Source organism: Mesorhizobium sp. A556, assembly GCF_054489545.1.
Genome location: NZ_JBTMXA010000020.1, coordinates 14,116 through 36,117, shown reverse-complemented (window position 1 = coordinate 36,117; position 22,002 = coordinate 14,116). Strand labels below are relative to the sequence as shown.

General features: G+C 61.2%; 23 protein-coding genes. 19 read left to right on the top strand and 4 right to left on the bottom strand.

Annotated elements, in window-relative coordinates; translation table 11 throughout:
* Positions 1 to 546 precede the first annotated feature (546 nt).
* The 7 genes from ACX3P0_RS23450 (at position 547) to ACX3P0_RS23420 (ending at position 7,493) form a co-directional block, all read left to right on the top strand.
* Positions 547 to 1,356, top strand: coding sequence for a MurR/RpiR family transcriptional regulator (locus ACX3P0_RS23450; RefSeq protein WP_459092401.1), 810 nt, complete (start codon positions 547 to 549; stop codon positions 1,354 to 1,356).
* 98 nt (positions 1,357 to 1,454) lie between these two features.
* Positions 1,455 to 2,660 carry an ABC transporter ATP-binding protein gene (locus ACX3P0_RS23445; RefSeq protein ID WP_459092399.1) on the top strand — a complete coding sequence of 402 codons (1,206 nt, stop codon included), beginning with the start codon at positions 1,455 to 1,457 and terminating at the stop codon, positions 2,658 to 2,660.
* A gap of 2 nt (positions 2,661 to 2,662) precedes the next feature.
* Positions 2,663 to 3,583: a carbohydrate ABC transporter permease gene (locus ACX3P0_RS23440; protein WP_459092397.1), complete on the top strand. Its 921-nt coding sequence runs from the start codon at positions 2,663 to 2,665 to the stop codon at positions 3,581 to 3,583.
* On the top strand, positions 3,583 to 4,437 hold the full coding sequence (locus ACX3P0_RS23435; protein WP_459092395.1) for a carbohydrate ABC transporter permease: 855 nt from the start codon (positions 3,583 to 3,585) through the stop codon (positions 4,435 to 4,437). Before ACX3P0_RS23440 ends, ACX3P0_RS23435 begins: the two co-directional genes overlap by 1 nt.
* Before the next feature lie 96 nt (positions 4,438 to 4,533).
* Complete coding sequence (locus ACX3P0_RS23430) at positions 4,534 to 5,814, top strand: ABC transporter substrate-binding protein (protein WP_459092393.1); 1,281 nt, start codon at positions 4,534 to 4,536, stop codon at positions 5,812 to 5,814.
* A gap of 75 nt (positions 5,815 to 5,889) precedes the next feature.
* Positions 5,890 to 6,561 (top strand): HAD family hydrolase, encoded by a 672-nt coding sequence (locus ACX3P0_RS23425; RefSeq protein ID WP_459092391.1) that lies wholly within the window; start codon positions 5,890 to 5,892, stop codon positions 6,559 to 6,561.
* Positions 6,562 to 6,590: 29 nt separating this feature from the next.
* Positions 6,591 to 7,493 carry a CehA/McbA family metallohydrolase gene (locus tag ACX3P0_RS23420; RefSeq protein WP_459092389.1) on the top strand — a complete coding sequence of 301 codons (903 nt, stop codon included), beginning with the start codon at positions 6,591 to 6,593 and terminating at the stop codon, positions 7,491 to 7,493.
* Positions 7,494 to 7,831: 338 nt separating this feature from the next.
* On the opposite strand, the gene ACX3P0_RS23415 is transcribed toward ACX3P0_RS23420, so the two are convergent.
* Positions 7,832 to 8,524 carry a GntR family transcriptional regulator gene (locus ACX3P0_RS23415; protein ID WP_459092387.1) on the bottom strand — a complete coding sequence of 231 codons (693 nt, stop codon included), beginning with the start codon at positions 8,522 to 8,524 and terminating at the stop codon, positions 7,832 to 7,834.
* 218 nt (positions 8,525 to 8,742) lie between these two features.
* Between ACX3P0_RS23415 and ACX3P0_RS23410 the strand changes: the two genes are divergently transcribed.
* The 5 genes from ACX3P0_RS23410 (at position 8,743) to ACX3P0_RS23390 (ending at position 12,948) form a co-directional block, all read left to right on the top strand.
* Positions 8,743 to 9,582: a transporter substrate-binding domain-containing protein gene (locus ACX3P0_RS23410; RefSeq protein WP_459092385.1), complete on the top strand. Its 840-nt coding sequence runs from the start codon at positions 8,743 to 8,745 to the stop codon at positions 9,580 to 9,582.
* A gap of 73 nt (positions 9,583 to 9,655) precedes the next feature.
* Entirely contained in the window at positions 9,656 to 10,321 is a 666-nt protein-coding gene (locus ACX3P0_RS23405) for an amino acid ABC transporter permease (protein ID WP_459092383.1), read from the top strand.
* On the top strand, positions 10,318 to 10,977 hold the full coding sequence (locus ACX3P0_RS23400) for an amino acid ABC transporter permease (RefSeq protein ID WP_459092381.1): 660 nt from the start codon (positions 10,318 to 10,320) through the stop codon (positions 10,975 to 10,977). Before ACX3P0_RS23405 ends, ACX3P0_RS23400 begins: the two co-directional genes overlap by 4 nt.
* Complete coding sequence (locus ACX3P0_RS23395; protein WP_459092379.1) at positions 10,974 to 11,747, top strand: amino acid ABC transporter ATP-binding protein; 774 nt, start codon at positions 10,974 to 10,976, stop codon at positions 11,745 to 11,747. Before ACX3P0_RS23400 ends, ACX3P0_RS23395 begins: the two co-directional genes overlap by 4 nt.
* Before the next feature lie 31 nt (positions 11,748 to 11,778).
* Entirely contained in the window at positions 11,779 to 12,948 is a 1,170-nt protein-coding gene (locus tag ACX3P0_RS23390; RefSeq protein ID WP_459092377.1) for a mandelate racemase/muconate lactonizing enzyme family protein, read from the top strand.
* A gap of 69 nt (positions 12,949 to 13,017) precedes the next feature.
* Here ACX3P0_RS23390 and ACX3P0_RS23385 read toward each other — a convergent pair whose 3' ends face one another.
* Positions 13,018 to 13,323: a hypothetical protein gene (locus ACX3P0_RS23385; protein ID WP_459092375.1), complete on the bottom strand. Its 306-nt coding sequence runs from the start codon at positions 13,321 to 13,323 to the stop codon at positions 13,018 to 13,020.
* Between the two features lie 301 nt (positions 13,324 to 13,624).
* Here ACX3P0_RS23385 and ACX3P0_RS23380 point away from each other — a divergent pair, with 301 nt between their 5' ends.
* Entirely contained in the window at positions 13,625 to 14,581 is a 957-nt protein-coding gene (locus tag ACX3P0_RS23380) for an arginase family protein (protein ID WP_459092373.1), read from the top strand.
* A gap of 68 nt (positions 14,582 to 14,649) precedes the next feature.
* Here ACX3P0_RS23380 and ACX3P0_RS23375 read toward each other — a convergent pair whose 3' ends face one another.
* Entirely contained in the window at positions 14,650 to 14,853 is a 204-nt protein-coding gene (locus ACX3P0_RS23375; protein ID WP_459092405.1) for a hypothetical protein, read from the bottom strand.
* Between the two features lie 5 nt (positions 14,854 to 14,858).
* Between ACX3P0_RS23375 and ACX3P0_RS23370 the strand changes: the two genes are divergently transcribed.
* The 6 genes from ACX3P0_RS23370 to ACX3P0_RS23345 all read left to right on the top strand — a co-directional run bounded on the left by ACX3P0_RS23370 (position 14,859) and on the right by ACX3P0_RS23345 (position 20,947).
* Positions 14,859 to 15,089 carry a hypothetical protein gene (locus ACX3P0_RS23370; protein WP_459092403.1) on the top strand — a complete coding sequence of 77 codons (231 nt, stop codon included), beginning with the start codon at positions 14,859 to 14,861 and terminating at the stop codon, positions 15,087 to 15,089.
* Positions 15,090 to 15,169: 80 nt separating this feature from the next.
* The gene (locus ACX3P0_RS23365; protein WP_459092371.1) at positions 15,170 to 16,375 is read left to right on the top strand and encodes a M24 family metallopeptidase; all 1,206 of its coding nucleotides are present in this window, start codon (positions 15,170 to 15,172) and stop codon (positions 16,373 to 16,375) included.
* Positions 16,372 to 17,667: a pyridoxal-phosphate dependent enzyme gene (locus ACX3P0_RS23360; protein WP_459092369.1), complete on the top strand. Its 1,296-nt coding sequence runs from the start codon at positions 16,372 to 16,374 to the stop codon at positions 17,665 to 17,667. Before ACX3P0_RS23365 ends, ACX3P0_RS23360 begins: the two co-directional genes overlap by 4 nt.
* A gap of 26 nt (positions 17,668 to 17,693) precedes the next feature.
* Positions 17,694 to 18,695, top strand: a complete 1,002-nt coding sequence (locus ACX3P0_RS23355; protein ID WP_459092367.1) for an LLM class flavin-dependent oxidoreductase — start codon at positions 17,694 to 17,696, stop codon at positions 18,693 to 18,695.
* 52 nt (positions 18,696 to 18,747) lie between these two features.
* Positions 18,748 to 19,860, top strand: a complete 1,113-nt coding sequence (locus ACX3P0_RS23350) for an alanine racemase (RefSeq protein WP_459092365.1) — start codon at positions 18,748 to 18,750, stop codon at positions 19,858 to 19,860.
* Positions 19,861 to 20,161: 301 nt separating this feature from the next.
* A complete protein-coding gene (locus ACX3P0_RS23345) occupies positions 20,162 to 20,947 on the top strand; it encodes an IclR family transcriptional regulator (RefSeq protein WP_459092363.1) in 786 nt (261 codons plus the stop codon).
* A 32-nt stretch (positions 20,948 to 20,979) separates the two neighbouring features.
* Here ACX3P0_RS23345 and ACX3P0_RS23340 read toward each other — a convergent pair whose 3' ends face one another.
* Positions 20,980 to 21,999 carry an LLM class flavin-dependent oxidoreductase gene (locus ACX3P0_RS23340; RefSeq protein WP_459092361.1) on the bottom strand — a complete coding sequence of 340 codons (1,020 nt, stop codon included), beginning with the start codon at positions 21,997 to 21,999 and terminating at the stop codon, positions 20,980 to 20,982.
* Positions 22,000 to 22,002: the final 3 nt, after the last annotated feature.

Below are 22,002 nucleotides of genomic sequence, written 5' to 3'. Positions count from 1 at the left end.
GTCGCTCTGAGGCTCAATCAGCGACCCCGAAAAACCTTGGACTTCGAGACCCCGGCCGATAGGCTGCAGAAGGTGTTGCGATGACCGGTTGAACTCACCGCCCAATTTCAGGCGTTCAAGGACACGGTCCGAATCCCTACAAGCTGCCACAAGCTTCAGGCTGAGCGGAGTGCTCCCTTCACGCGGATGTGGTGGGAGGTTCAAGCCCTATACCATTTTTTCAACACTTAGCTGGATAGACGATCTACCTATCATTCTGCGTAGCGAAAAAACCCGAGTAAAGCCTGCAATCGATCCTCGGCTGCGCCGCTCTCAATAGCATGGCGTTGCGCGCGTCTTGAGCCCGTTGGCTGTTCGGCAATCAAGGATGATATCTGCGAGCCGATTGTGCGCGGTCCCATATCCTGCCAACGATCCTTCGATTGGCCTGCTGCCGGATCGAATCCATTCCTGGTCGCGCACTTCAAATTCTTGCCGCGAGGGCGCAGCCGGCCTAGTCTCCCCCTGCTTCACAATTCAGCTGTTGCAACAGGCCAGAAAGACTCAATGCCACTGAAAGCGCTTTCGGGAGACAGTCTTGAAACTTTCGGCGCTCCGAGCCTTCCGCGCATGCGCAAGGCGATCGACGGGATGCCGGATGCGCTTTCGCGCATCGGCAAGTATATTCTCGACAATCCGGAAAGGGTCGTTCGTTCCTCCCTGGGGGAACTTGCGGTGCTGGCGCAGAGCGGCGAAGCCAGCGTCGTGCGCTTCTGCAAGCATCTCGGTTATGCCGGCTATCGAGATCTCAAGATTGCCCTGACGGCCGAACTGGCAAGTCAGCGGAGTGTGCGGCTCAAGAGGGTTTCCGACATTGGCGGCCTGACACCTCTGGCAAACAGGCTCGGCAGCGCGATCAACAGCACGGCACAAAACCTCGATCCGGCATTGTTGCTCCGTTTGGCGCGCCAGCTGAAGAAGAGCCGGCGGATCGATATTTTCGGCTCCGGCGTTTCGGGTATCGTTGCCGAAATGGTGGCCTATCGGCTTATGCGTGTCGGCCTGATCGCCCAGGCATTTCAGGACGCGACGCTTGCCCATGAGGTGATCACGCGGTTCGACGCATCTTGCGTGGCGATCGGCATTTCCGAGATGGGCCTGACGCCGGACACCGTGCGGTTCCTCAGCGGCGCCCGGGCAGCGGGGGCGTTCACCTTGGCGATCACCGGGCGGGAAAACAGTCCGCTTACCCAGAACGCGGATGCCGTCCTGTTGGCCGTTGCCGTCGATCCGCCGCCCATCGGCGGAGAGATGACGGCAGTGCCGGCCAAGATATTGGTGGTGGAAGCGCTGGCCGGCGCGATTGGCGCGGAGTGAATGCGCGGCGAGCGCACGAGCGGAGTTTTAATCCACTCTTGTCATCTAGCTGAAACAAAACTCCGACATGGTCCCCTCGAAATCAAGAGGGACACAGCATGTCGGCGACCGTATCCATTGCCTCGATCGAAAAGAGTTTCGGCGCGACCAAGACGCTGAAGGGCGTCTCCGTCGACGTTGCCGCCGGCGAATTTCTCACACTTGTCGGTCCTTCTGGCTGTGGAAAATCCACCCTGCTGCGCATCATCGCCGGCCTGATCCCGCAGGACGGCGGCACGATCAGCATCGATGGCGCGCCCGTCGATCATCTGTTGCCCAAGGCGCGCGACGTCTCGATGGTTTTCCAGAGCTATGCGCTCTACCCGCATATGAGCGTTCGCGAGAATATCGCCACGCCGTTGAAGGTCCGCCGCTTGAGCAACCTGGCGCGCTGGCCGCTTGTCGGCAACATCGCTCCGGGCCAGACTGCCGTCCGCACCGAGATCGCCGAGGCGGTGAGGCAGGTGGCGGCGCAGGTGGAGATCGAGGCGCTGCTCGACCGCCGCCCCGCCCAGCTTTCGGGCGGCCAGCGTCAGCGCGTGGCTTTGGCCCGCGCCATGGTGCGTCAGCCGCGCGTCTTCCTGATGGACGAACCGCTCTCCAATCTGGACGCGCGGCTGCGTGTCCACATGCGCGGCGAGCTCTCCGACCTGCACCGGCGTCTTGGCGCGACATTCATCTATGTCACGCACGACCAAGTCGAAGCCATGACCATGTCGAGCCGCGTCGCCTTGATGATGGACGGCGAGATCGTTCAGGTCGCAACGCCGCATGAAATCTATTCCAACCCGGCGGATGTTCGCGTTGCCCGTTTTATCGGGAGCCCAGAAATCAATCTTCTGCAGGCGCGGGCAGACTTGCAGGGGCACATCTCCATTGCCGGACGCGGCACGACGCTGCGCGCTGCTGCAAGCGGCCCGCTGACGGTCGGCCTGCGCCCGGAAATCCTGACCATCGACGACGGCACGTCCGATATCGTCATCGACGGACGCCTGCAGCGGGTCGAACGCCTCGGCCATGACGTGCTGCTGCATGTGCGCCACGACAGCAGCGACAAGAACGCGACGCTCCCGGTTTCCGCGGCCCTGTTCGAGGCCCTGCAGACAAGCGGCCGGTTGGGAGACAACTTCAAGATTGGTGCTCGGGCAAGCTCGGCCCTGCTGTTCGACGCAGACGGCAAGCGGCTTGCGGCCCTGAATGTGGCGCTTGCCGCACCCGAATACGTGTCTCCGTATACGTCGGGCCGCAAGCTGTTGAGCGCGTAACCATGGCTCTTTCGGTCCCTTTGGGCGTCCCCGCCGCAGGGCGCCGGCTCGGCGCCGAAATTGCGCCGTCGACCGCGTACTGGTTCGCGACCCCATCCATCATCCTGCTCATCGGCACCATGCTGGCGCCGATCGTCGTGATGATCGCCATGAGCTTCACAGATTATGAGCTTGGCTCGCTCGATTTTTCGTTTCTCGCTCTCGACAATTACGCCACGCTGTGGGGGGAAAAGACCTTTTGGCGCGCCCTAGTCAACACGCTCTATTATGTTGCGCTGGTCGTTCCTGCTTCGGTCATCATCGGTCTTGTTCTCGCCGTCATGGTCAACGGGCTGGAGCGCGGTCGCACCTTCTACCAGATCGCCTTCTTCCTGCCGGTGACCTCGACCCTGATCGCCATGGCGACGGTGTGGAAATACCTGCTCCACGGCACCATCGGCCCGGTCAACCACCTGCTCACGGCCATCGGCCTGCCGGCCATGGAGTTCTTCGGCAATCCATCGCTGGTGATGCCGGCACTCGCCATCATCGGCGTGTGGTCGCTGGCCGGTTTCAACATGGTGCTGTTCACCGCCGGTCTCACCGCAATTCCGCAGGAACTCTACGAGGCTTCCGCCGTCGATGGCATCGACAACCCGATCGAGCGCTTCTTCACCGTGACCCTGCCCATGCTCGGGCCGACCACCATGTTCGTGATCATCACCACCTCGATCACGGCTTTCAAGGTGTTCGACACGGTTGCCGTGCTGACCCGGGGCGGCCCGCAAGGTGCCAGCGACGTGCTGCTCTACGTCAACTATCTCGAAGGCTTCCAATACATGCGGATCGGCGTCGCCTCGGCCATCACCGTCGTTTTCCTCGGCATCATCCTGCTCCTGTCGCTGGTCCAGGCCAAGGTGCTCGAACGCAAGGTTCATTACTGATGTCGCGCCCCGGTTCCTTCTTCGCGCGTGCCGGCCTGACACCGCCCCAGATCGCCATGCATGTCTTCCTGCTGGCTTGCGCCTTTGCCATGCTGTTCCCCTTCTACTGGATGGTGCTGACCGCATTCCGTCCGTCGCAGGAAGTATTTTCGCCGACCTTCCATTGGCTGCCGCAGACGTTCGTCGGGTTCGACAATTTTCGCGAGGCTTTTGCCAAGGCACCGCTGCTGCGCTTCATGGCCAATGGCGTGGTTATCTGCGCCGGCATCCTTGCGGTGCAACTGCTGACTGCCATCCCCTGCGCCTATGCCCTGGCGAAATACGAGTTTCGCGGACGCAAGCTGCTGTTCGCGCTGGTGCTGTTTGCGCTTTGCGTTCCTGTCCAGGTGCCGGCGCTGCCACTCTATATGGCCCTCGCCTTCACCGGCACGCTCGACAGCTACTTCTCGCTGATGCTGCCGTTCTTCCTGTCGGTGTTTGCTATATTCCTGTTCCGCCAGGTGTTCCGCTCCTTTCCCGACGACATTGTCCACGCGGCCCGGCTGGACGGCATGGGCGAGATGGAAATCCTCTGGCGCGTGGTGGTGCCAAGCGCCGTCCCGGCGATAGCGGCCTTCGCGGTATTCTCGATCACCGCGCACTGGAACGATCTCTATTGGCCGCTGATCGTCGTCACCAGCCCGGAACTCGCGCCGCCGCCGCTCGGCATGATGTATTTCAGCGACAGCGATCTAGGCTCCAGTTTTGGCGCGCTGATGGCGGCCGCGACCCTGCTGACGGCGCCGCTGACGATCCTTTTCCTGTTTGCCCAACGTCATTTCGTCCAAGGCGTCACGATGACCGGCGTGAAGTGAAATGAAGCTTTCGTTGCGGGCCGAATCGGCTGGCCCACGACGCCGACTGCCCTAACCACCCACCACAACACATCCAAAATTCTCAAGGAGAAACCAATGAAATCCCTCACCCAGGCCGCGCTGGTCAGCGCTGCCGCCCTGCTTGGCATGTCCGCGGCCCAGGCCGATCCGATCACCATCGAGGTCGAGCACTTCATGCCGGCCCACAACGTCTTTCACGAGCAGGTTGCCGATGCCTTCATGAAGAAGCATCCGGAAATCGTCATCAAGTTCCGCAATGCGCTGCCGAGTTACGACGAACAGCACCAGGCATTGCTGCGCGAAGCCATCACCAACAAGCTGCCCGATGTCTACCATTCCGGCTATCATTTGCTGCCGGAAGTCGTCCATCAGCTTGAAAAGCGGGGCCAGGTCATCGCGCTCGATGACTACGTCGCCAAGGAAGGCGAGGCCTGGGTCAATACCAACTACGAGCCTTCAATCCTCAATCTCGGCAAGGTGGACGGCAAGCTGTACGGCATCGGCTTCAACGCCTCCACGCCGGTCGTTTTCTACAATGCCGATCTGGTCAAGCAGGCTGGCGGCGATCCCGAAAACTTCCCGGCCAACTGGGCGGACATGATCGCGCTCGGTGCCAAGATCAAGGAACTCGGCGGTGATGTCGATGGCTTCGCCTATGACATCCACGCCTGGCCGGACGACTGGTTGTGGCGCTCGCTGATCCTGCAGCAGGGCGAGCAGATCATGAAAGACGACAACAAGACCGTCGCCTTCGACGGTGGCGCCGGCCTGAATGCCCTGAAGCTGGCCCGCAGCTTCGTCACCGAAGGCAAGATGGTGCTGCGCGACTACGAGCAGTCTCGCCAGCAGTTCGCCGCCGGCAAGCTGGGCATCATCTTCGCCTCGCCGAACAGCGCGCGCGGTTTCTCCGATCTGATCGGCAGCCGCTTCCAACTGATGTCTTCGACCTATCCGGTTTCGAACCTTGAAAAGGGCGTGGTGCCGACCGGCGGTAACGGCATGATGATCCTCGCCAAGGACAAGGCAAAGCAGGACGCGGCCTGGGAGTATATCAAGTTCGCGACCAGCGCCGAAGGCCAGACGATCGCCGTTCTCGGCTCGGGCTACATGCCGACCAACAAGACAGCACTTGCACCCGAATATCTCGGCAAATTCTATGACGAGAACCCGAACTGGTACACCAGCATCAAGCAGATTTCCCGTGCGGCTCCCTGGGGCGGTTATCCCGGCACCAATGGCGTGAAGATCTGGCGCACGCAGCGGGATCTCATCGGCCAGGTGATGAGCGGTGACGTGACGCCTGAGGACGGCGTTGCCAAGATCACCGAGGAAACCAACGCGCTGCTTCCGAAGTAAGTTTCACCCCATCAAAACAGCCGCGCGCAAAAAATGCGCGCGGCCTTTCAACAGGTCAATGCTTTGATAGAACTTGTGATTTTTGATTGCGACGGCGTGCTCGTCGATAGCGAACTCCTTGCCGCGCAGGTAACTAGCCAAACGCTCGACACCATCGGGCTGACCATGTCGGTCGAAGAGACCATCGCCTCGCTGGTCGGCCTCGATGCGACTGCATCGCGTCGCAAGCTCGAAGAAATCCATGCCGTGTCGTTGCCAACGGATTTCGAAGATCGACTGGCCGAGCGGCTGGGCGAGGCTTTCAACACGCAATTGCAGCCAATCGCGGGTATCGTGGAATTGCTGCGTGGCCTCGATCAACCCTACTGCGTCGCGTCCAATAGTGGTCATGAGCGCCTTCGCTGCACCTTCGCCGCAACGGGGCTCGCGCGGCTGGTCGAGGGTCGCGTGTTCAGCGCCGACGATGTCGCGCGCGGCAAGCCGGCGCCCGATCTCTTCCTGCACGCGGCCAGGGCCATGGGCGGCATTCCGCCCGAAAGATGCCTGGTGATCGAAGACAGCGTCACCGGCGTCACCGCGGCCCGCGCTGCCGGCATGCACGTCATCGGCTTCTGCGGCGGCGGCCATATCCTGCCCGGCCACGACCAGCGCCTGTTGTCGCTGGGAGCCGATTGCATCCTTACCGATCACTACCAACTCGCCGCCCTGCCGTGGCTGGCGGGCATTGCCGCAGGCGTCAGCGCCTAGATTTTATCATCCACACAAGGACCGCTACCATGAGCAGCATCGCTCCATTTTCCATGCCCGGCCGCTTCCTGCGCGGCAATGTCCATACCCACACGACGCGCTCGGACGGGGCGCTTCCGGTCGAAGACGTGATCAAGGCCTATCGCAATTCGGGCTACGATTTCCTGTCAATCACAGACCACTTCCTGAAGCAGTTCGAGTTCCCGATCACCGATACGCGCGCCTTCAGCGACGAGAATTTCACCATGCTGCTGGGGGCGGAGATCCACGCACCGCGCACCGAAGTGAGCGAACTCTGGCACCTAGTCGCCGTCGGCTTGCCGCTCGATTTCGCGCCGACCACAGCGGACGAGGACGGCCCCGCACTTGCCCGACGCGCCAAGGCTGCCGGCGCCTTCGTCGGCATCGCCCATCCAGGCTGGTACAGCCTGTCGCTCGGCGATGCCGAGACGCTTGTCGATGCCGCTCATTCGGTGGAAATCTACAACCACGGCTGCCAGGTCATGCACGACAAGGGCCATGGTGCCTATCTACTTGACGGCCTGCTCGACAAGGGCCATCGCCTGACCACCTATGCCTGCGACGACGCGCATTTCAAGGCGGCCGATTTCGGCGGCGGCTGGATCGAACTGAAGGCCAAAACCAACGGTCCCGAACATATTCTCGAAGCGCTCAAGGCCGGGCAATTCTACTCGACGCAGGGTCCGCGCATTGATGATATCGACGTGACGGCCGACCGCGTCGAGGTGCGCTGCTCACCGGCATCGCGCGTGCTGGTCGCCGGTCAGGGCTATCTGATGAACTTTAGCAGCGGCATCTCGATGACACGCACCGGCGTTTCGCTGGCGCCCCTGGAAAAGAGCCCCTGGTTGCGTGTCATCGTCACAGACGACACCGGCCGCAGCGCTTGGTCGAACCCGATCTGGAAGTAGTCTCGGGTCGAGGGGGGCGGGTGAAGCGAGGCGGTTCGGGCAGCGTCGTCCACAATGGGAATACACCACCGGGCAATCGGTGGTGTGGATGGTGGAGCTACTCTGATCTAAAGAATTAAGCGCGATTGTCGCCGACCTGTAGAAATGGATAATGGTGCTCGACCCGATGGCGGTTCCGCGGCTGTACTTAGCCCCGGCTAATGTCCGCCATCGTTTCTTCTAAGCCAGAAGCTGTCTGACCGCTTCCGGCCCCAAACTTGACATAGCTTCACGGCTCGTTTGGCGTCAACCTTGCGGGCACCATTCCAAGCTCCGCTCCGAACCCGGATGATTTTCTTTCAAGAAGCTTTGGTCGCGCAGCGCGCAGATCTGTGGCTCATTCGTTGTCTGAAGATATGTTCTTGAAGCGCACGCACGCCTCGCTCCTCATCGCCCGAGAGAATTGCTGCCCGGAGTTCTTCATGCTCTTGGACGATATTGGAAATGGCTTTCTCGGAAAGAATCTCGCGCCCAAAAACGATCCAGACATGGCGCGCGATCGCCTGCCACAGCGTCCAGACAATGCGATTGTTCGAAATTAAGCAAAGATCCGCGTGAAAGGCAATATCGGCCTGATTGACACCGGTGAGGTCGTTTCGTGAAACCTGCGTCGCCATGTCGGCGATACGCTGGACCAGGCTTTCGTCCAGTTGTGCCATCAATTCCGGCACAGCCATCAGGGTTTTGACCGCGATGACTTCCACGGCAAGCCGCGCTTCGCAGATTCGATCAATCGTGGTGTCGTCGATGGCAATTACATGAAGCCCCTTATGGGGTTCTCCCTCCAGAATGCCTTGCGTAACGAGAATTTTGAGCGCCTCGCGAACCGGCACCCGGCTGACCTTGAAGCGGGCCGCTATCTCGGCCTCGACAATGCGTTCGCTGGGTTTGAGCACGCCAAGTCCGATCGCCTCAACCAACGTGTCTGATATTTGCTCGGCGAGGTTCTTTCGCCGCTGCAAGGTCAATTCAGTTCTGACGGCACGGTCCATGATTCACCCAGCCTCGGCATTGGCGCCATTGCATAAGCATAGCGCTGTTTGCCTGTCAAAATAGCGCATCTAGGATTGAATACAATTAGTTTGGCTACATTAATACAATTTGCTTGACCAAACTCCGGCACCTATGCAAACTTTTCCTAACCGGACTGGCTCATCCGGCAGGATCGGTCCGATCTCGTGAATTCGGTGCGAGCCGTTGGGAGGATGAGATGAAATCCAGAATATTGGGCGGCATAGCCGCCGGCATTTTCGCAATCGGCGCCATGTTGGCAGCCAACGCGGCTTCCGCGGCAGGGACGGATGTGCCCGCACCCGGAGTGAGCAGCCGTATCGACGCCATCAAGGCACGCGGCACGCTCAAGGTAGGAGTTCTCGGCGAATTGCCGTGGCTGATCGAAAATACCAGCGGTTCGGGCGAACCCTTCAGCGGGCCGTCATGGCTGCTGGCCAAGGAATATGCCAAGCGCCTGGGCGTCACACTCGAGACCGTTCCGGTCAGCCATGAGACCAAGGTGCCGATCCTGGCGACCGGACAGATAGACATTACCATTGCGCCGCTATCCATCACGGACGCCCGCAAAAAGGTGGTGGATTTTATCGTCTACTCAAAATCCAGCCTGTGCATGGTCGGGTTGAAGTCGAACCCGAAGCTGGCCGACATCAAGTCGGTGGATGATCTCAACTCGCCCGACATCACGATGGCCTACTTCACCGGCACCCCACTTGAGACTTGGGTGCCAGTCCGCTTTCCCAAGATGGTCGCGCATGGAGTTACAGGGTCCGGCGCTACCGCCCCAATTGAAGAAATCATGTCAAAGCGAGCCGATATCGTGTCCTTCGATAATACGAAATGGCCAGAGGTGGACAAAGCCGTACCCGGTCTTGTGGTGTTCCCCACAGACTGTTTGCGCAGCCAGGAAATGGCGACCCCGGTAGGCCACGCCATTGACAAGAACCAGCCCGAATTGCTGGCCTGGCTACAGGCGGTGGCTGCCGAAGTCCAGCCGCAAGTCGAAGCCGAGGAATTCCGGGTCATCAAGGGCGATTAATTCCGCGCATCGTTCTGAACATGGCGGCCGGCTTTCAATCCGGCCACCTTTTTCCTAACCGGAACCGCTTCCCGTGCAATTCGATTTCACCTTCCTTGGCGGCTATTGGCGCTTCCTGCTCAATGGTGTTTTGATCACCATCTGGTTGAGCGTCCTGACCATCATTATTGGACTGGCGGTAGGGCTCGTCGTCGGTACCGCACGAACATATGGCCCCAGATGGCTCGATGCGCTGCTGTCGATCTATGTCGATACGATGCGCTCCATTCCCCTTCTGGTGATCCTGGTCTGGATTTTTTTCGCAATGCCTCTGGTAAGCGGATACTCGATGAGCCCGTTTATCGCCGCCGTCGTCGGCATGGGGCTTCACCTTGGCGCGTTCGTGGCGGAACTGGTCCGTGCCGGATTGACGTCGATCCGCCCAGGTCAGACCCGCGCGGCGCTGGCGCTTGGCATGAGCCGGATGCAGGCGATACGCATCGTCGTGTTGCCGCAGGCCTTGATCCGCATGCTGCCCACGTTCGGATCCTTGCTCGTCATCACGATTAAGGACAGTTCACTGGCCTCTGTCATCGCGGTTCCGGAATTGATGCGCCAAAGCCAGGTCGTGATCGGACAAACCTACCGACCGTTCGAAGTGTTTACGGCGGCGCTGATCGTTTATTTCGTGATGAGCTGGCCCGTGGCGCGCGCGGTCGACCATTGGTATCGGCGTATCGCCCATCTCGGTGCGTCATGAGATTCGATTGGAGCGTGATAGCCGACAACTGGCCCCTTTTGCTGCAGGGGGCGGCGGTCACAATCATGCTGGCCTTTGCCACCATGGCGCTGGCTCTACCCGGCGGCATGATGTTGACGTTGATGCGTATGTCCCGCCTGGCGCCGGTGCGGGGGCTTGCAACCGGCTTTGTGGAGTTTTTTCGCACGACGCCGATCATCCTGCAGGTCTACTGGGTATTCTATGTTCTTCCGGTGCTGATCGATTTCCGGGCATCGGCGTTTGCCACCGGGCTGATCGCGCTGACGCTCAACGTCTCGGCATTCAATTCCGAGACGTTCCGATCCGGCATCAATTCTATCCGCGCCGGCCAGCGCAATGCCGCCCTCGCGCTTGGGATGAGCGAGTGGCAAGCGCTCAGGATCGTCATCATCCCCCAAGCGATCCATCGTGTGCTGCCTGCCCTGGCCAGCACCTGGGTATCCCTTTTCAAAGACACTTCGCTGGTTTCTGTGATCGCGGTCGCCGAACTGTCTTATGTCGGCCTGCAACTTCGCTCTCAAAGCTTCCGCGTGCTGGAGGTGCTGACGGCGATGGCGGTCCTCTACTGGCTGATGGGCTACCCGCAGGCAAAGCTCGCCGACTGGGTGCATCGCAAATTCAAGGTGAGCGAATGACGGGCGTGCCGGCAACTCCGATAGTCGAACTGGTCGACGTCACCAAGCGCTATGGCGCGGTGCAGGCGCTGAACGGAGTATCCCTGGATGTCAACCGTGGCGAGGTCGTTTGCCTGATCGGGCCGAGCGGGTCCGGCAAGTCGACGCTGCTGCGCGCCATCAACGCTCTCGATTCCATCGACGGCGGTACGGTTATCTTCGAGGGAATCGACGTGCATGGCCCGCGAACCGACATACGAAAGGTACGCCAGCGCATGGGCATGGTGTTTCAGAGTTTCGAACTGTTCCCGCACATGACGGCGCGCGCCAACGTATCTGTCGGCCCCCACAAGATTCTCAAGCTGTCGCGGCAAGACGCCAATGACCGCGCCGACGAGCTTTTGGCCAAGGTCGGTCTGGCCGACAAGGCCGATGTCCATCCGGCACAATTGTCGGGAGGCCAGCAGCAGCGGGTCGCGATCGCGCGGGCGCTGGCCATGCGCCCGGACATGATGCTGTTCGACGAACCTACCTCGGCGCTCGACCCGGAAACCATCGGCGAAGTGCTAAGCGTCATGAAGCGATTGGCTGACGAGGGCATGACCATGGTGGTGGTGACCCACGAAATGACGTTTGCCGCAAGGGTGGCGCACAGGGTCGCCGTGTTCGACAAGGGACGGATCATCGAAACCGGTTCGCCGCACCAGGTGTTCGAGGCGCCCACGGTAGCGCGGACACGCGATTTCCTTCGCCATCTCGGCTGGGACGGAAGCTCCGCCCATTCGGTCTAGCCATCCATCAATTGCCCATAAGGAATGCATCATGAAGATCATAGATATTGAGTGCCATGTTCTGCTTGCCCCGGATATGAGCACGGGAAGCACCTCATCTGCCCAGGACAGCTTCATCGTTATCATTCGCACAGACGAGGGCATTTCCGGACTTGGCGAATCCGACGTCAACCCCTGGATAGCCAAGGCCTGTATCGAGGCTCCCGGAACCCACACGATGGGGTTGGGTATCAAGGATATGCTAATAGGCGCCGATCCGCTGCAGACTGAAGAGCTATGGCGCAAGATGTATGTCGGAACGGCGATGAATGGGCGGCGCGGCGCGGTGATACACGCCATAGGCGCCGTCGACATGGCGCTATGGGACATACGCGGCAAGGTCGAGGGAAAGCCGATCTTCGAGCTTCTGGGAGGAGCCGAACAGGCAGAGGTCATCCCCTACGCCTCGCTCCAGCCCAGCGGCAATCACTGGGAGGAATACCGCGATTCGCTGTGCATCTGGGCCGAGCGCGCCAAGGGCCTAGGGTTCAAGGCTGTAAAAGCCGAGGTCACGATGAACGGCCCCTACGCGCATGACGGCATGCGTGAACCCTATGAAAAGCACACCAAGGTCGTGGAAGCGGTCCGCAAGACGCTGGGCAAGGACATCGCCCTGATGATCGATGTGCAATATATGTGGCCCGATGCCGAAACCGCGCTGCGCACGATCAAGGATTGGGCGGAGTTCGACATTTTCTTCCTCGAAACCCCGCTCTGGATCGATAAGCTCGACGACTATGGCCGCCTGCATGATGAAGCGCCCATGCCGATCGCGGCCGGCGAATGGCAGGCAACGCGCTACGAATTCGAGGAATTGATGGATCGCGGCAAGGTAGATGTGGCCCAGCCCGATATAGGCCGCGTTGGCGGGTTCGGCGAAGCCAAGGCGGTCTGCGACATGGCGGCCGAGCGCGGCCGCATCATTGTGCCGCACTGCTGGAAGACGGGTATTTCGGTGACCGCCACCGCGCATCTGGCGTTCAATACCGCCCATTGCCGCTTTATCGAGTACCTGCCGCCCAGCCTCTGTGTCGATGCGTTGCGCAAGGAACTGGCGGAGGATGGCTTCACCTTCAACAACGGCGTCATCGAAAAGCCAACCAAACCGGGGCTGGGGGCGGTGCTTAATGAGCAAGCGTTGAAGTTTTTCAAAGTAGCATAGTTCTGGCGGGTTCGGCCGACTGTCCCAACACTCGACATGCGAGTAAGCTGCTTGTCGCGATTAAAGACCTCAGGATTGAACAAAGCCGCTGACGTGTATTTGTGTACGGGTTCTCTGGGTCGCTTCCCGACCTTTACCATTGCGACGAGTGCAAGCGGCTGCGACGTCGGGGCGGCTCTGTCCGCTGGCCGGCAGTTTTTTGAAGCGGTAGCCGTTGCGGATCAGCCACCGTGAGATTGACGACGGCGCTACCACCGTGCCGCGCTCGGCCAGTTCGGCCGCTAGTTCCGGCATGGTGATATCGTCTTTCTCTGCAACCCGGCCAATCAGGAGGTCCCGGTGCGGATCAAGCTTGAAATAGCGCCAGCCGTCCATCGGCTTCGCCTTGAGCCTGCCAGTTTTGCCGAGACGCAGCCATTATACCAATGGTCATGACGTTTGACCGACATGAGCCCATTTACGCATTCCGATTGAGGTGATGGAGTTCGGCTGACCGGTTGAACTCACCGGTCGAATGCCGATGTCATCGATTCACTCCATATCGGACACGTCACCGCACACGAATATCGTGGTCGGCACGCCGTACTTTCCGATAAAATTCTCGGGGTCATCCCGAACGCTGCCACTCGGTCGGGTTCGCATTGACAGTGCGGCTCACGGCATTCTAGCTACCCCGATGAACAGCATCCCCGATAAAACATTTGCCGATCTGCTTGTCCCAAGTCCGCAGACTTTCCTTGGAGTACCAGCGGCTACAGGACCCACTAAGGGATCAGTCGCCATCTTTGGTGCCGTTCATGGTACGCCCTATGTCTCCTCTGCCGACGAAAGCGCGGTCGAGACGGGACCAGACGCAGTGCGCCGCGCTATCACTGCGGCATCCGTGCATATCGACCATTGGGATTTCGATTTCGGCGGACCTCTCCTGGACGGGAAACTGCGGGCCTTCGATCTCGGCGACGTCATGACTGCGCATAGCGATGCCGCGGGCAACAGGCGCAATATTGAATCCGTCACACGCGCCATCCTGGCTGAGGGAGCCGTGCCGATCCTGATCGGAGGCGACGATTCCGTTGCCATTCCTTTCATGCGCGCGTTCGATCATCGCGAGCGGCTACACCTGTTGCAGATTGATGCCCATATCGACTGGCGCGACGAAATAGGCGGTGAACAATTAGGCTACTCCAGCACCATGCGACGTGCTTCGGAGCTGAGTTGTGTGGCGTCAATGACCCAGCTTGGTATCCGGGCGGTCGGCAGCGCGCGCCGCGAGGAGGTCGAGACGGCCTTGGCCTGGGGCTCGCGCATCGTCACTGTTGCCGAGGCGCGTCGCGGCGACGCGGCGGCGCTGGTGGATATGCTTCCACCGGACTTGCCGCTGCTGATACATATCGATTGCGATGCGATAGACCCCAGCATCTGCCCGGGTGTGAATGCCCTGTCGCCAGGCGGTTTTACCTTTCAAGAAATGACGGCTCTCATAGGGGCGGCGATGCACAGGAGGCGGCTTGCCGGCTTCTCGATCGTGGAGTTCCAGCCGAAAGCCGATATCAATGACATGACTTCGACCGTGGTCGGCAGGCTGGTGAGCCATATTCTTGGCCATCTGGCACGAGCAGCTGACGCCGCATAAAGCGGCGGGCGACGGTGCTTGACGGCAAGGCAGCATAATGCACCGCCTGCGCATTCGGGCGACAGGACTCAACCCAACGCTTTGGAGACAGCGCGAACGAACGCCTCATGGCGACCCCTGTCATAGCGTGTGGCCACGGCGCGGAACTGTTTGAGCTTGTTGAAGAAACGCTCGACCAGGTTGCGCTTGCGATAGAGTTCCCTGTCGAAGGCGGGGAAGCGTTTGCGCGTCGGCATTAGGCGGATGTTGGCGATGGCGCCGCGCGCGGCCATCTGGCATGCAGCGCATCGCTGTCATAAGCACGGTCGGCCAGCAGAACCTGGCCCGCAGCCAGCGTGGCGAGCATGTATCGCGCGACAGCGTGCGCCAGATGCTTCCGTATTCGACCCCGCCTGTCTATCGACGCCAGTCACCAATACGGCGGCCGAAGCTGGATGCGTTCATTGCTACCATCGATCGGTGGCTGGAAGAGGACGTGTCGCCAGGAGGTGTTTGTGCCTTGCTTTGACGCCGGGATTTCGGCGAATTGACAAAGAGGCGCCATGACAATAAATTAGTACGCTGTATCGATTATAGGAACATCGTATTTTGTCAGGCTCGATTCTTACCAATTTCGACCGATTATTCGCAGTGATGGAAGAGAGCGGTCTGGACGCAATGGTCGGGACCTCGGCGGAGAACGTGGTCTACCTGTCTGGGTTCTGGGCAATGACCCAATGGGCCCGGCGAACGCCCCAGACGTACGTGCTTGCGCCGGGGCGCGGGAAAGGTGAACCGTCGATTGTCACAAGCAGCGGTCTGGTCGACCTGATTGCCGATCAGGAGCCATGGGTGAAGGCCGTTCGCCGCTACGGCTTCTTCCAGCTCGACCGGGACGCCGAAGCCGACCTGAACGACAAGGACATTGCCCAGCTCGGGCTGATGGAAGGCCCTGAATATCCCGGCCCGGTCGAGGCACTTGTCGCTGCTATCCGTGACAACAGACTGGAGCGGGCGACACTCGGGATCGATGAAGTCTCCATCACGCCGCAAAATTTCGACCAGCTCCGGCAGGCCCTTCCCGATGCCGAATTCGTACGCGCCGCATCGCTGTTGCAAAAGGTGCGTGCGATCAAGACGCCTGAAGAGATCAGGCGCCTCAGGCAAGCTGCCCGGATCGGCGAAATGTCGATCGACGCGGCGATGGGCATCGCGGCCGCCGGTGTGACCGAGCTCGATTTCATGCGTGAATTCAACCGCACGACAGTAAGCAATGACGGCCTGCCGGTTTCGATCTGCATCGGTTTCGGCGAACGCAGCGCCATGAGCAACGTACAGCCTTCCGAGCGGGCTCTGGCCATCGGAGACGCGATCCGCTTCGATGTCGGCGGCCGCTACAGGCACTACCGCTCCGACATCTCGCGCTGCGGTTTCTTCGGCGAGCCGGGCGCGAGGATCCGCCGCTATCACGGCGCACTGCATAAAGGCGTCATGCGCGCCCACGAACTCGTGCGTCCGGGCTTGCGCATCTGCGACGTGTTTTCGTCGGTCATGGATACGGTGCGCGCCGAGGGCATCCCCCACTACAAGCGCAACCATGTCGGTCATGGCATCGGCATCGACGGCTACGACTATCCCAATATCGCACCCGGCGACCAGGCCACGCTCGAGGAAGGCATGGTCGTGTGTGTCGAGACGCCCTACTACGAGCTCGGCTTTGCCGGCCTGCAGGTGGAGGATATGCTTGTCGTCACGGCCGATGGCGCCGAGACCCTGATGTCGACGGATGGAGCCTTGCGGATCATCGAGCCATGATCGACACAGGGCTTGCCTGCATTCGCTGCGGCACCGATTATCCTGCCAGCCATTTCGCTAGGCAATGCGAAAGATGCGGTCCCGGCCTGCCCTCCGCACTGACGGTCGCCTACGCGACGAACCCGCTGGAGGGTGTGACCCGTGACGGCATCGCCCGCGGCCCGCGTTCGATGTGGCGCTACGATCACAGCCTACCCGTCGACGCCTCCCACGCCGTCACCCTTGGCGAGGGCCTGACCCCGCTGATCCGGCTGGACAGGATCGGCAGCGAATTGGGGCTCGCCAATCTCTTCGGCAAGTGCGAATTTTTCAATCCGACCGGCTCGTTCAAGGATCGACTGGCCTCCAGCGCCATATCGGCCGCGACGAACCTCTTCGGAGCGAAGGTGATCGCATCCAGTTCGACCGGGAATGCCGGGGCGGCCGTTGCGGCCTACGCCGCGAAGGCGGGCCTGGATTGCGTCGTATTCACCGCCGGTGCGACCACGGGACCGATGATCTCCCAGATGCTTGCATATGGGGCGACGGTTCTTTCGGTGCCCTCCAAGCCCGATCGCTGGACACTCATCAGCGAAGGCGTCGAGCGGTTCGGATGGTTTCCGACATCGCCCTTCTTCGGCCCTCCGGTCGGGTCCAATCCGTTTGGCATAGAGGGCTACAAGTCGCTCGCTTATGAACTTTGCGAAGACCTTGGCTGGGTCGCGCCCGATTGGGTCGTGCTGCCGGTGTGCTATGGCGATGCACTGTACGGAATATGGAAGGGCTTCACGGAGCTGATAGCTCTGGGCTGGATCGACAGCTTGCCGCGTTTCGTGGCCGCCGAGATCTACGGATCGCTGACCGAAGCGTTCCGGACGGGCGCGGATACGCTTCCAGCAATGCCCCAGCCCTACCAGACGGCGGCCAGTTCGATCACCTCCCCACAGGGAACGTTCCAGTCGCTGACCGTCTTGCGTAAGACGAACGGGCGCCCGGTGCGCACGAGCGAGGACGAGCTAGCACAGGCACGGTGCCGGATCGCGCGCTGCGAGGGGGTTCATCTCGAGACCGCCGCAAGCGCGACCCTCGTGGCCGTCGAACATCTGTCCCGCCAGGGCGTTATCGGCGAACGGGACAATGTGGTGTGCCTGCTGACGGCCGGCGGGCTGAAGGAAGCGCACTCCACAGAAGAACCCGGCAACCAGGTGCTGGGCGTCCAAGCCGATATGGACAGCGTGCTGCAATCGGTCGCCGCAGCGCACGGCAAGGATCTGTCTTCCCCGATATCATCCGAGAGAGCCAGGTCGCATTAGCCTGCGGCCTTTGAAGGAGCAATCCAATGAAGTTTTCAGTCTGCCTGTCCACCGGCTACGAGGGCCTGGCGTATCCCATCGATTTCTGTACGGGGCAGGATCTCGTGGAAACGGCGAAGCTTTGTGAGAAGCTTGGATATTATGGTGTGTGGGGCAACGACCACATCACCACCCAGCATTACGTCCGCGAAATCTATCCCGGACAGGTCCCGAACTTCTACGAACCGCTGATCACCATGGCGATGATCGCACAGGCGACCGAGAAGCTGCGGGTGGGAACGGCCCTTTTGGTGCTGACCATGCGCGATCCGGTCTATCTGGCCAAACAGGTGGCCACGATCGACCAGCTATCGAACGGTCGTTTCTCCATGGCGATCGGTCTCGGCGCCTATCGCGAGGAGTTTGAGGCATGGAAGGGCAATAGCATACCGGGCGCCCATCGCGGCGACATGTTCGAGGAAGGCATCGCGGCCTTCAACAAGCTCATCACCGAGAAGTCGGCGACCCATGACGGCAAGTACTATTCCTTCACGGAACTGGAGATGGCGCCGAAGCCGAAGCAGAACCCGTTTCCGCTCTATCTAGGCGGCCACAACATGCAGTCGGTCGAACGCGCCGCGAAATACGGTCAAGGCTGGCTCCCGGGCTGGCGTCCCTTCCACGAGATCAAGGAACGCATTGAGATGATCCGCACCCGGGCGGAAGAACTTGGCCGGAACCCGTCCGACATCGAGATCGCACCGCAGTTCTCAGTTCTGCTGGGCCGTACGCAGGAGGAAGCCGAGGCGACCTATATGAAGTCGGGGCTCGTGGCGCACCGCGTCTCGCTCGCCTATACCGGTCGCGATCCGAAGTATCAGGTGTCGGCCAATCTCGTCGGCTCTGCGCAGACGGTCATCGACAAGATCGGGGAATTGAAGGAGATGGGGGTCGATCACTGCGCGGCGATGGTGGTCGCGGTGAACACGCTCGAGGAATACAACGAGCAGTGCCAGTGGTTCGCCGAAGAAGTGATGCCGAAGGTCTGATCGCGATGGGTACAGCCTGCCACCCGACCAACACGCTCGCGGGAGCCGCGGCATGAGTGCCCCCGATCCGGGTTCGGCCGCTCTGGCGGGGGTTTCGACGCCGGCTCTCGTCGTCGATGTGGCGGCACTGGATCGCAATATCGCCGCCATGGCGGAACGGGCACGTTCGGCGGGGGTGTTGCTGCGGCCTCACATCAAGACGCATAAATGCGCCGACATCGCCCGCCGCCAGTTGGCAGCCGGGGCGGCGGGCCTTGCCTGCGCCACTGTGGCCGAGCTTCGCCATCTGGTCGAGTGCGGGTTCAACGACATCCTCCTGACTTCGCCGGTCGCGGACGCGTTGAAGTGCGACCTGATCGCGGCGGCCAGCCGGCACGCGGAGATCGCAGTGGTCGTGGATCATCCCGATCAGGTGGCGCTTGTCGACGCGGCGATGGCCAGGGCGGGCGGCAGGTTGAAGGTGCTTGTGGATATAGATGTCGGCCAGAACCGGGCCGGGGTAGCCGACATCGCCGCGTGTGTCGCGGCGGCAAAGGTGATCGAAAGCGCGGAAAATCTGGTTTTCGCCGGCATTCAGGGATTTGCCGGCCAAGCCCAGCATATCGTCGACGTGCAAGCGCGAAGGGAGGCGGCAAGGGACGTGGCCGAACATTTGCGGCGCTGCGCGGATGCTGTGCGTCGTGAGGGGCTGGCCGTCGACTGCATCACCGGGAGCGGCACGGGCACCAGCGTCTACGACACCGACGGTCCCTTCAGCGAACTTCAGGTCGGCTCCTACCTCTTCATGGACGCCGACTATGCGCGGCTGCTCGGCCACGCAGGCGAGGGCCTCGGCTTCGAAAAGAGTCTGTTCGTGCTGGCGACCGTCGTCTCCGTCAACAAGGACGGGCAGGTGACCATCGATGCGGGGGTGAAGGCATTCGCGCAGAACGGGCCTGTTCCGAAGCTGATGCTCGGCATTGGAGACGGGGCCGAATACCGGTTTGCCGGTGACGAGCATGGGATCCTGGCTTTGAAGGACGGCATGGCCGCTCCCGCGCTGGGCAGCCGGATCCTGCTGGAAGCCACGCATTGCGACCCGACCGTGAATCTTTATGCCGGCTACAACGCCCTCCATCCGGACGGAAGCCAGGAGCGATGGCAGATCGGCGGCAGGTACGCCTGAAAACGTGGCGATCTTTCGGTTTCGCCGGCAGGCATCCGCCCGATCATGCTCCGGCGACGGCCGGAGACGGCACGATTCTCCCAAGGGCCACGTGTGCGATTGAAACGGCTGGAGCACTTTGCTAACAATCCGATAATTGCAACACTGTTCCTGCGGCATCCGCCCGAAAGCCAGTATCGGTTATCGGTAAGCACGATACAGCAGATACAAAGTGTTGGAGCGTCCTTTGTGCGCCCGAATGGACGCACGGCGATCCAATCGAGAAGAGTGGCGTGGGACGACGATCGGGAGTGTGCAGCCGGTGACCGACAATGACAAGCCAGGCCAGAAGAACCAGTCGGTTCAAAGAGCACTGAAGATCCTACGGTATCTGGCCGAGCGGCAGCAACCTGCCGGCGTGCGCGAGGTGGCCCGGCATTTCGGCTATTCGCCGAGCATCGCCCAGCGCCTTCTCAGCACGATGGCCGATGAGGGGTTTGTCGAGCAGACCGGAGAAGCCTCGCGTTATGTGGTCGGCCATGGAGCCTTCCAGGTCGGCTCCTCGTTCCTCCGCAAAAATGACCTTCTGTCGGCGGCGATGCCGCAACTGCAGTACTTGTCGGATCGCAACGTCACAGGCTTTCTCGGTATCCTGCGCAACGACTACGTGGTGTATATGGGCGCGATCCAGGGAAACGGTCCGATCGCGGTCAAGAGCGAGATCGGCACGTCGACGCGGCCATACACCACGGCGCTCGGCAAAGTGCTTCTTGCCGATCTTCCGCCATCCGACATCCGCAAGATACTCAGCGAACCGTTGAAGAAGGTGACCGACAAGAGCATCACCTCCATCGACGTCCTTCTGGAGCAATTGGCGGAGGTGCGCAGGCTCGGATACGCGCTCAACGATTGCGAGAACCGGCCAGGCGTCTATTCAGTGGGTGCGGCGGTTCGCGATTCCAGCAATGCGGTGGTCGCGGCGATCAGCGGCGCCGTCGCTGTCGGAACGCTGGACGAAGGCGGCAAGGCGAACCTGATCGAACTGGTCGTCGAAGCCGGCCGCCGTGCATCTCAGAAGCTCGGGGCCAGCCCGATCGGCTACCGCTGACCCCGACCTATGACGACGAAGCGGCGTCGCGGTCAGGGCTGTCTGCGCAACGCCTCGCCGAACCGGATCTGATCGTCGTCCAATGTGAGTTCGTCGAACGTCACCGCGAGTTCGGAAATCCCCGCCTTCTTGTGGCGACGCGCCTGCTCGACACATTCCTCGGGCGTGCCGGCGATCGCGAACGCCGACACAAAACGGTCGCTTAACGCGGTTTCCGGCGCCTCGCCGCCCTGAAGCCGTTCGGCAGCGTCGGAAAACTCCTGCTCCGAAAGCCCGGTTCCGAGGAACAGGGCCTGCCGGGCCGACTCCACCCGCTGGCTGAGCCGCCAGAAGGAAGGCACCATGCCCTTCAGCATGTGCTTGGCGCCGGCGCGGGCACGCGCACCGTCGCAGTCGATGCAGCCGGGAAGATAACGTACGACGGTGCTGGCGCGTGTTCCCTTCGAGTGCTCCTCGGCATCGCGGACCACGTCGGCGGACCGGGCTGCATAATCGAGCGAGCACATGTTGGACACGATCAGCCCGTCGGCCGATTGCCCGCAGAATTTCAGCGTCTGCTCGCCGCGGGCGGCGATGAAGATCGGGATTGTCTGGCGCGTGTCGAATTCCAGCCGGACGCCCTTTGCCGAACACACCTTGCCATCGTGATCAACCTCCTCGCCCGCCAGAAGCGCCCTGAGGATCGTGACGGTGTCCCTTATGCCGGCCAGCGGCGCCTTGGGATCTCCGCCGATCCTGGAAACGGCGGTGCCGATCCCGGCTCCGACACTGACCCCGACGCGGCCGCCGGCGAGTTCGTCGAGCGCGCCGATCTCCATCGCCATCATCGTGGGGTGACGGCTCGTCGGGTTGAATACGCCGACGCGGAAATTGAGCTTGCTGGTGACGATGGCACAGGCGGTAGCTGCCGGCAGGATGCCGCGGGTGAACGCATTTTCCGCAAACCAGGCGGCGTGGAAGCCTGCCTTCTCGGCCAGTTCCGCCCGCCGGGCACATTCGCGCGCGGGAATGTCTCCATGAAGCCGTATGCTGATTTCGGGGAGACCTGCCATGGG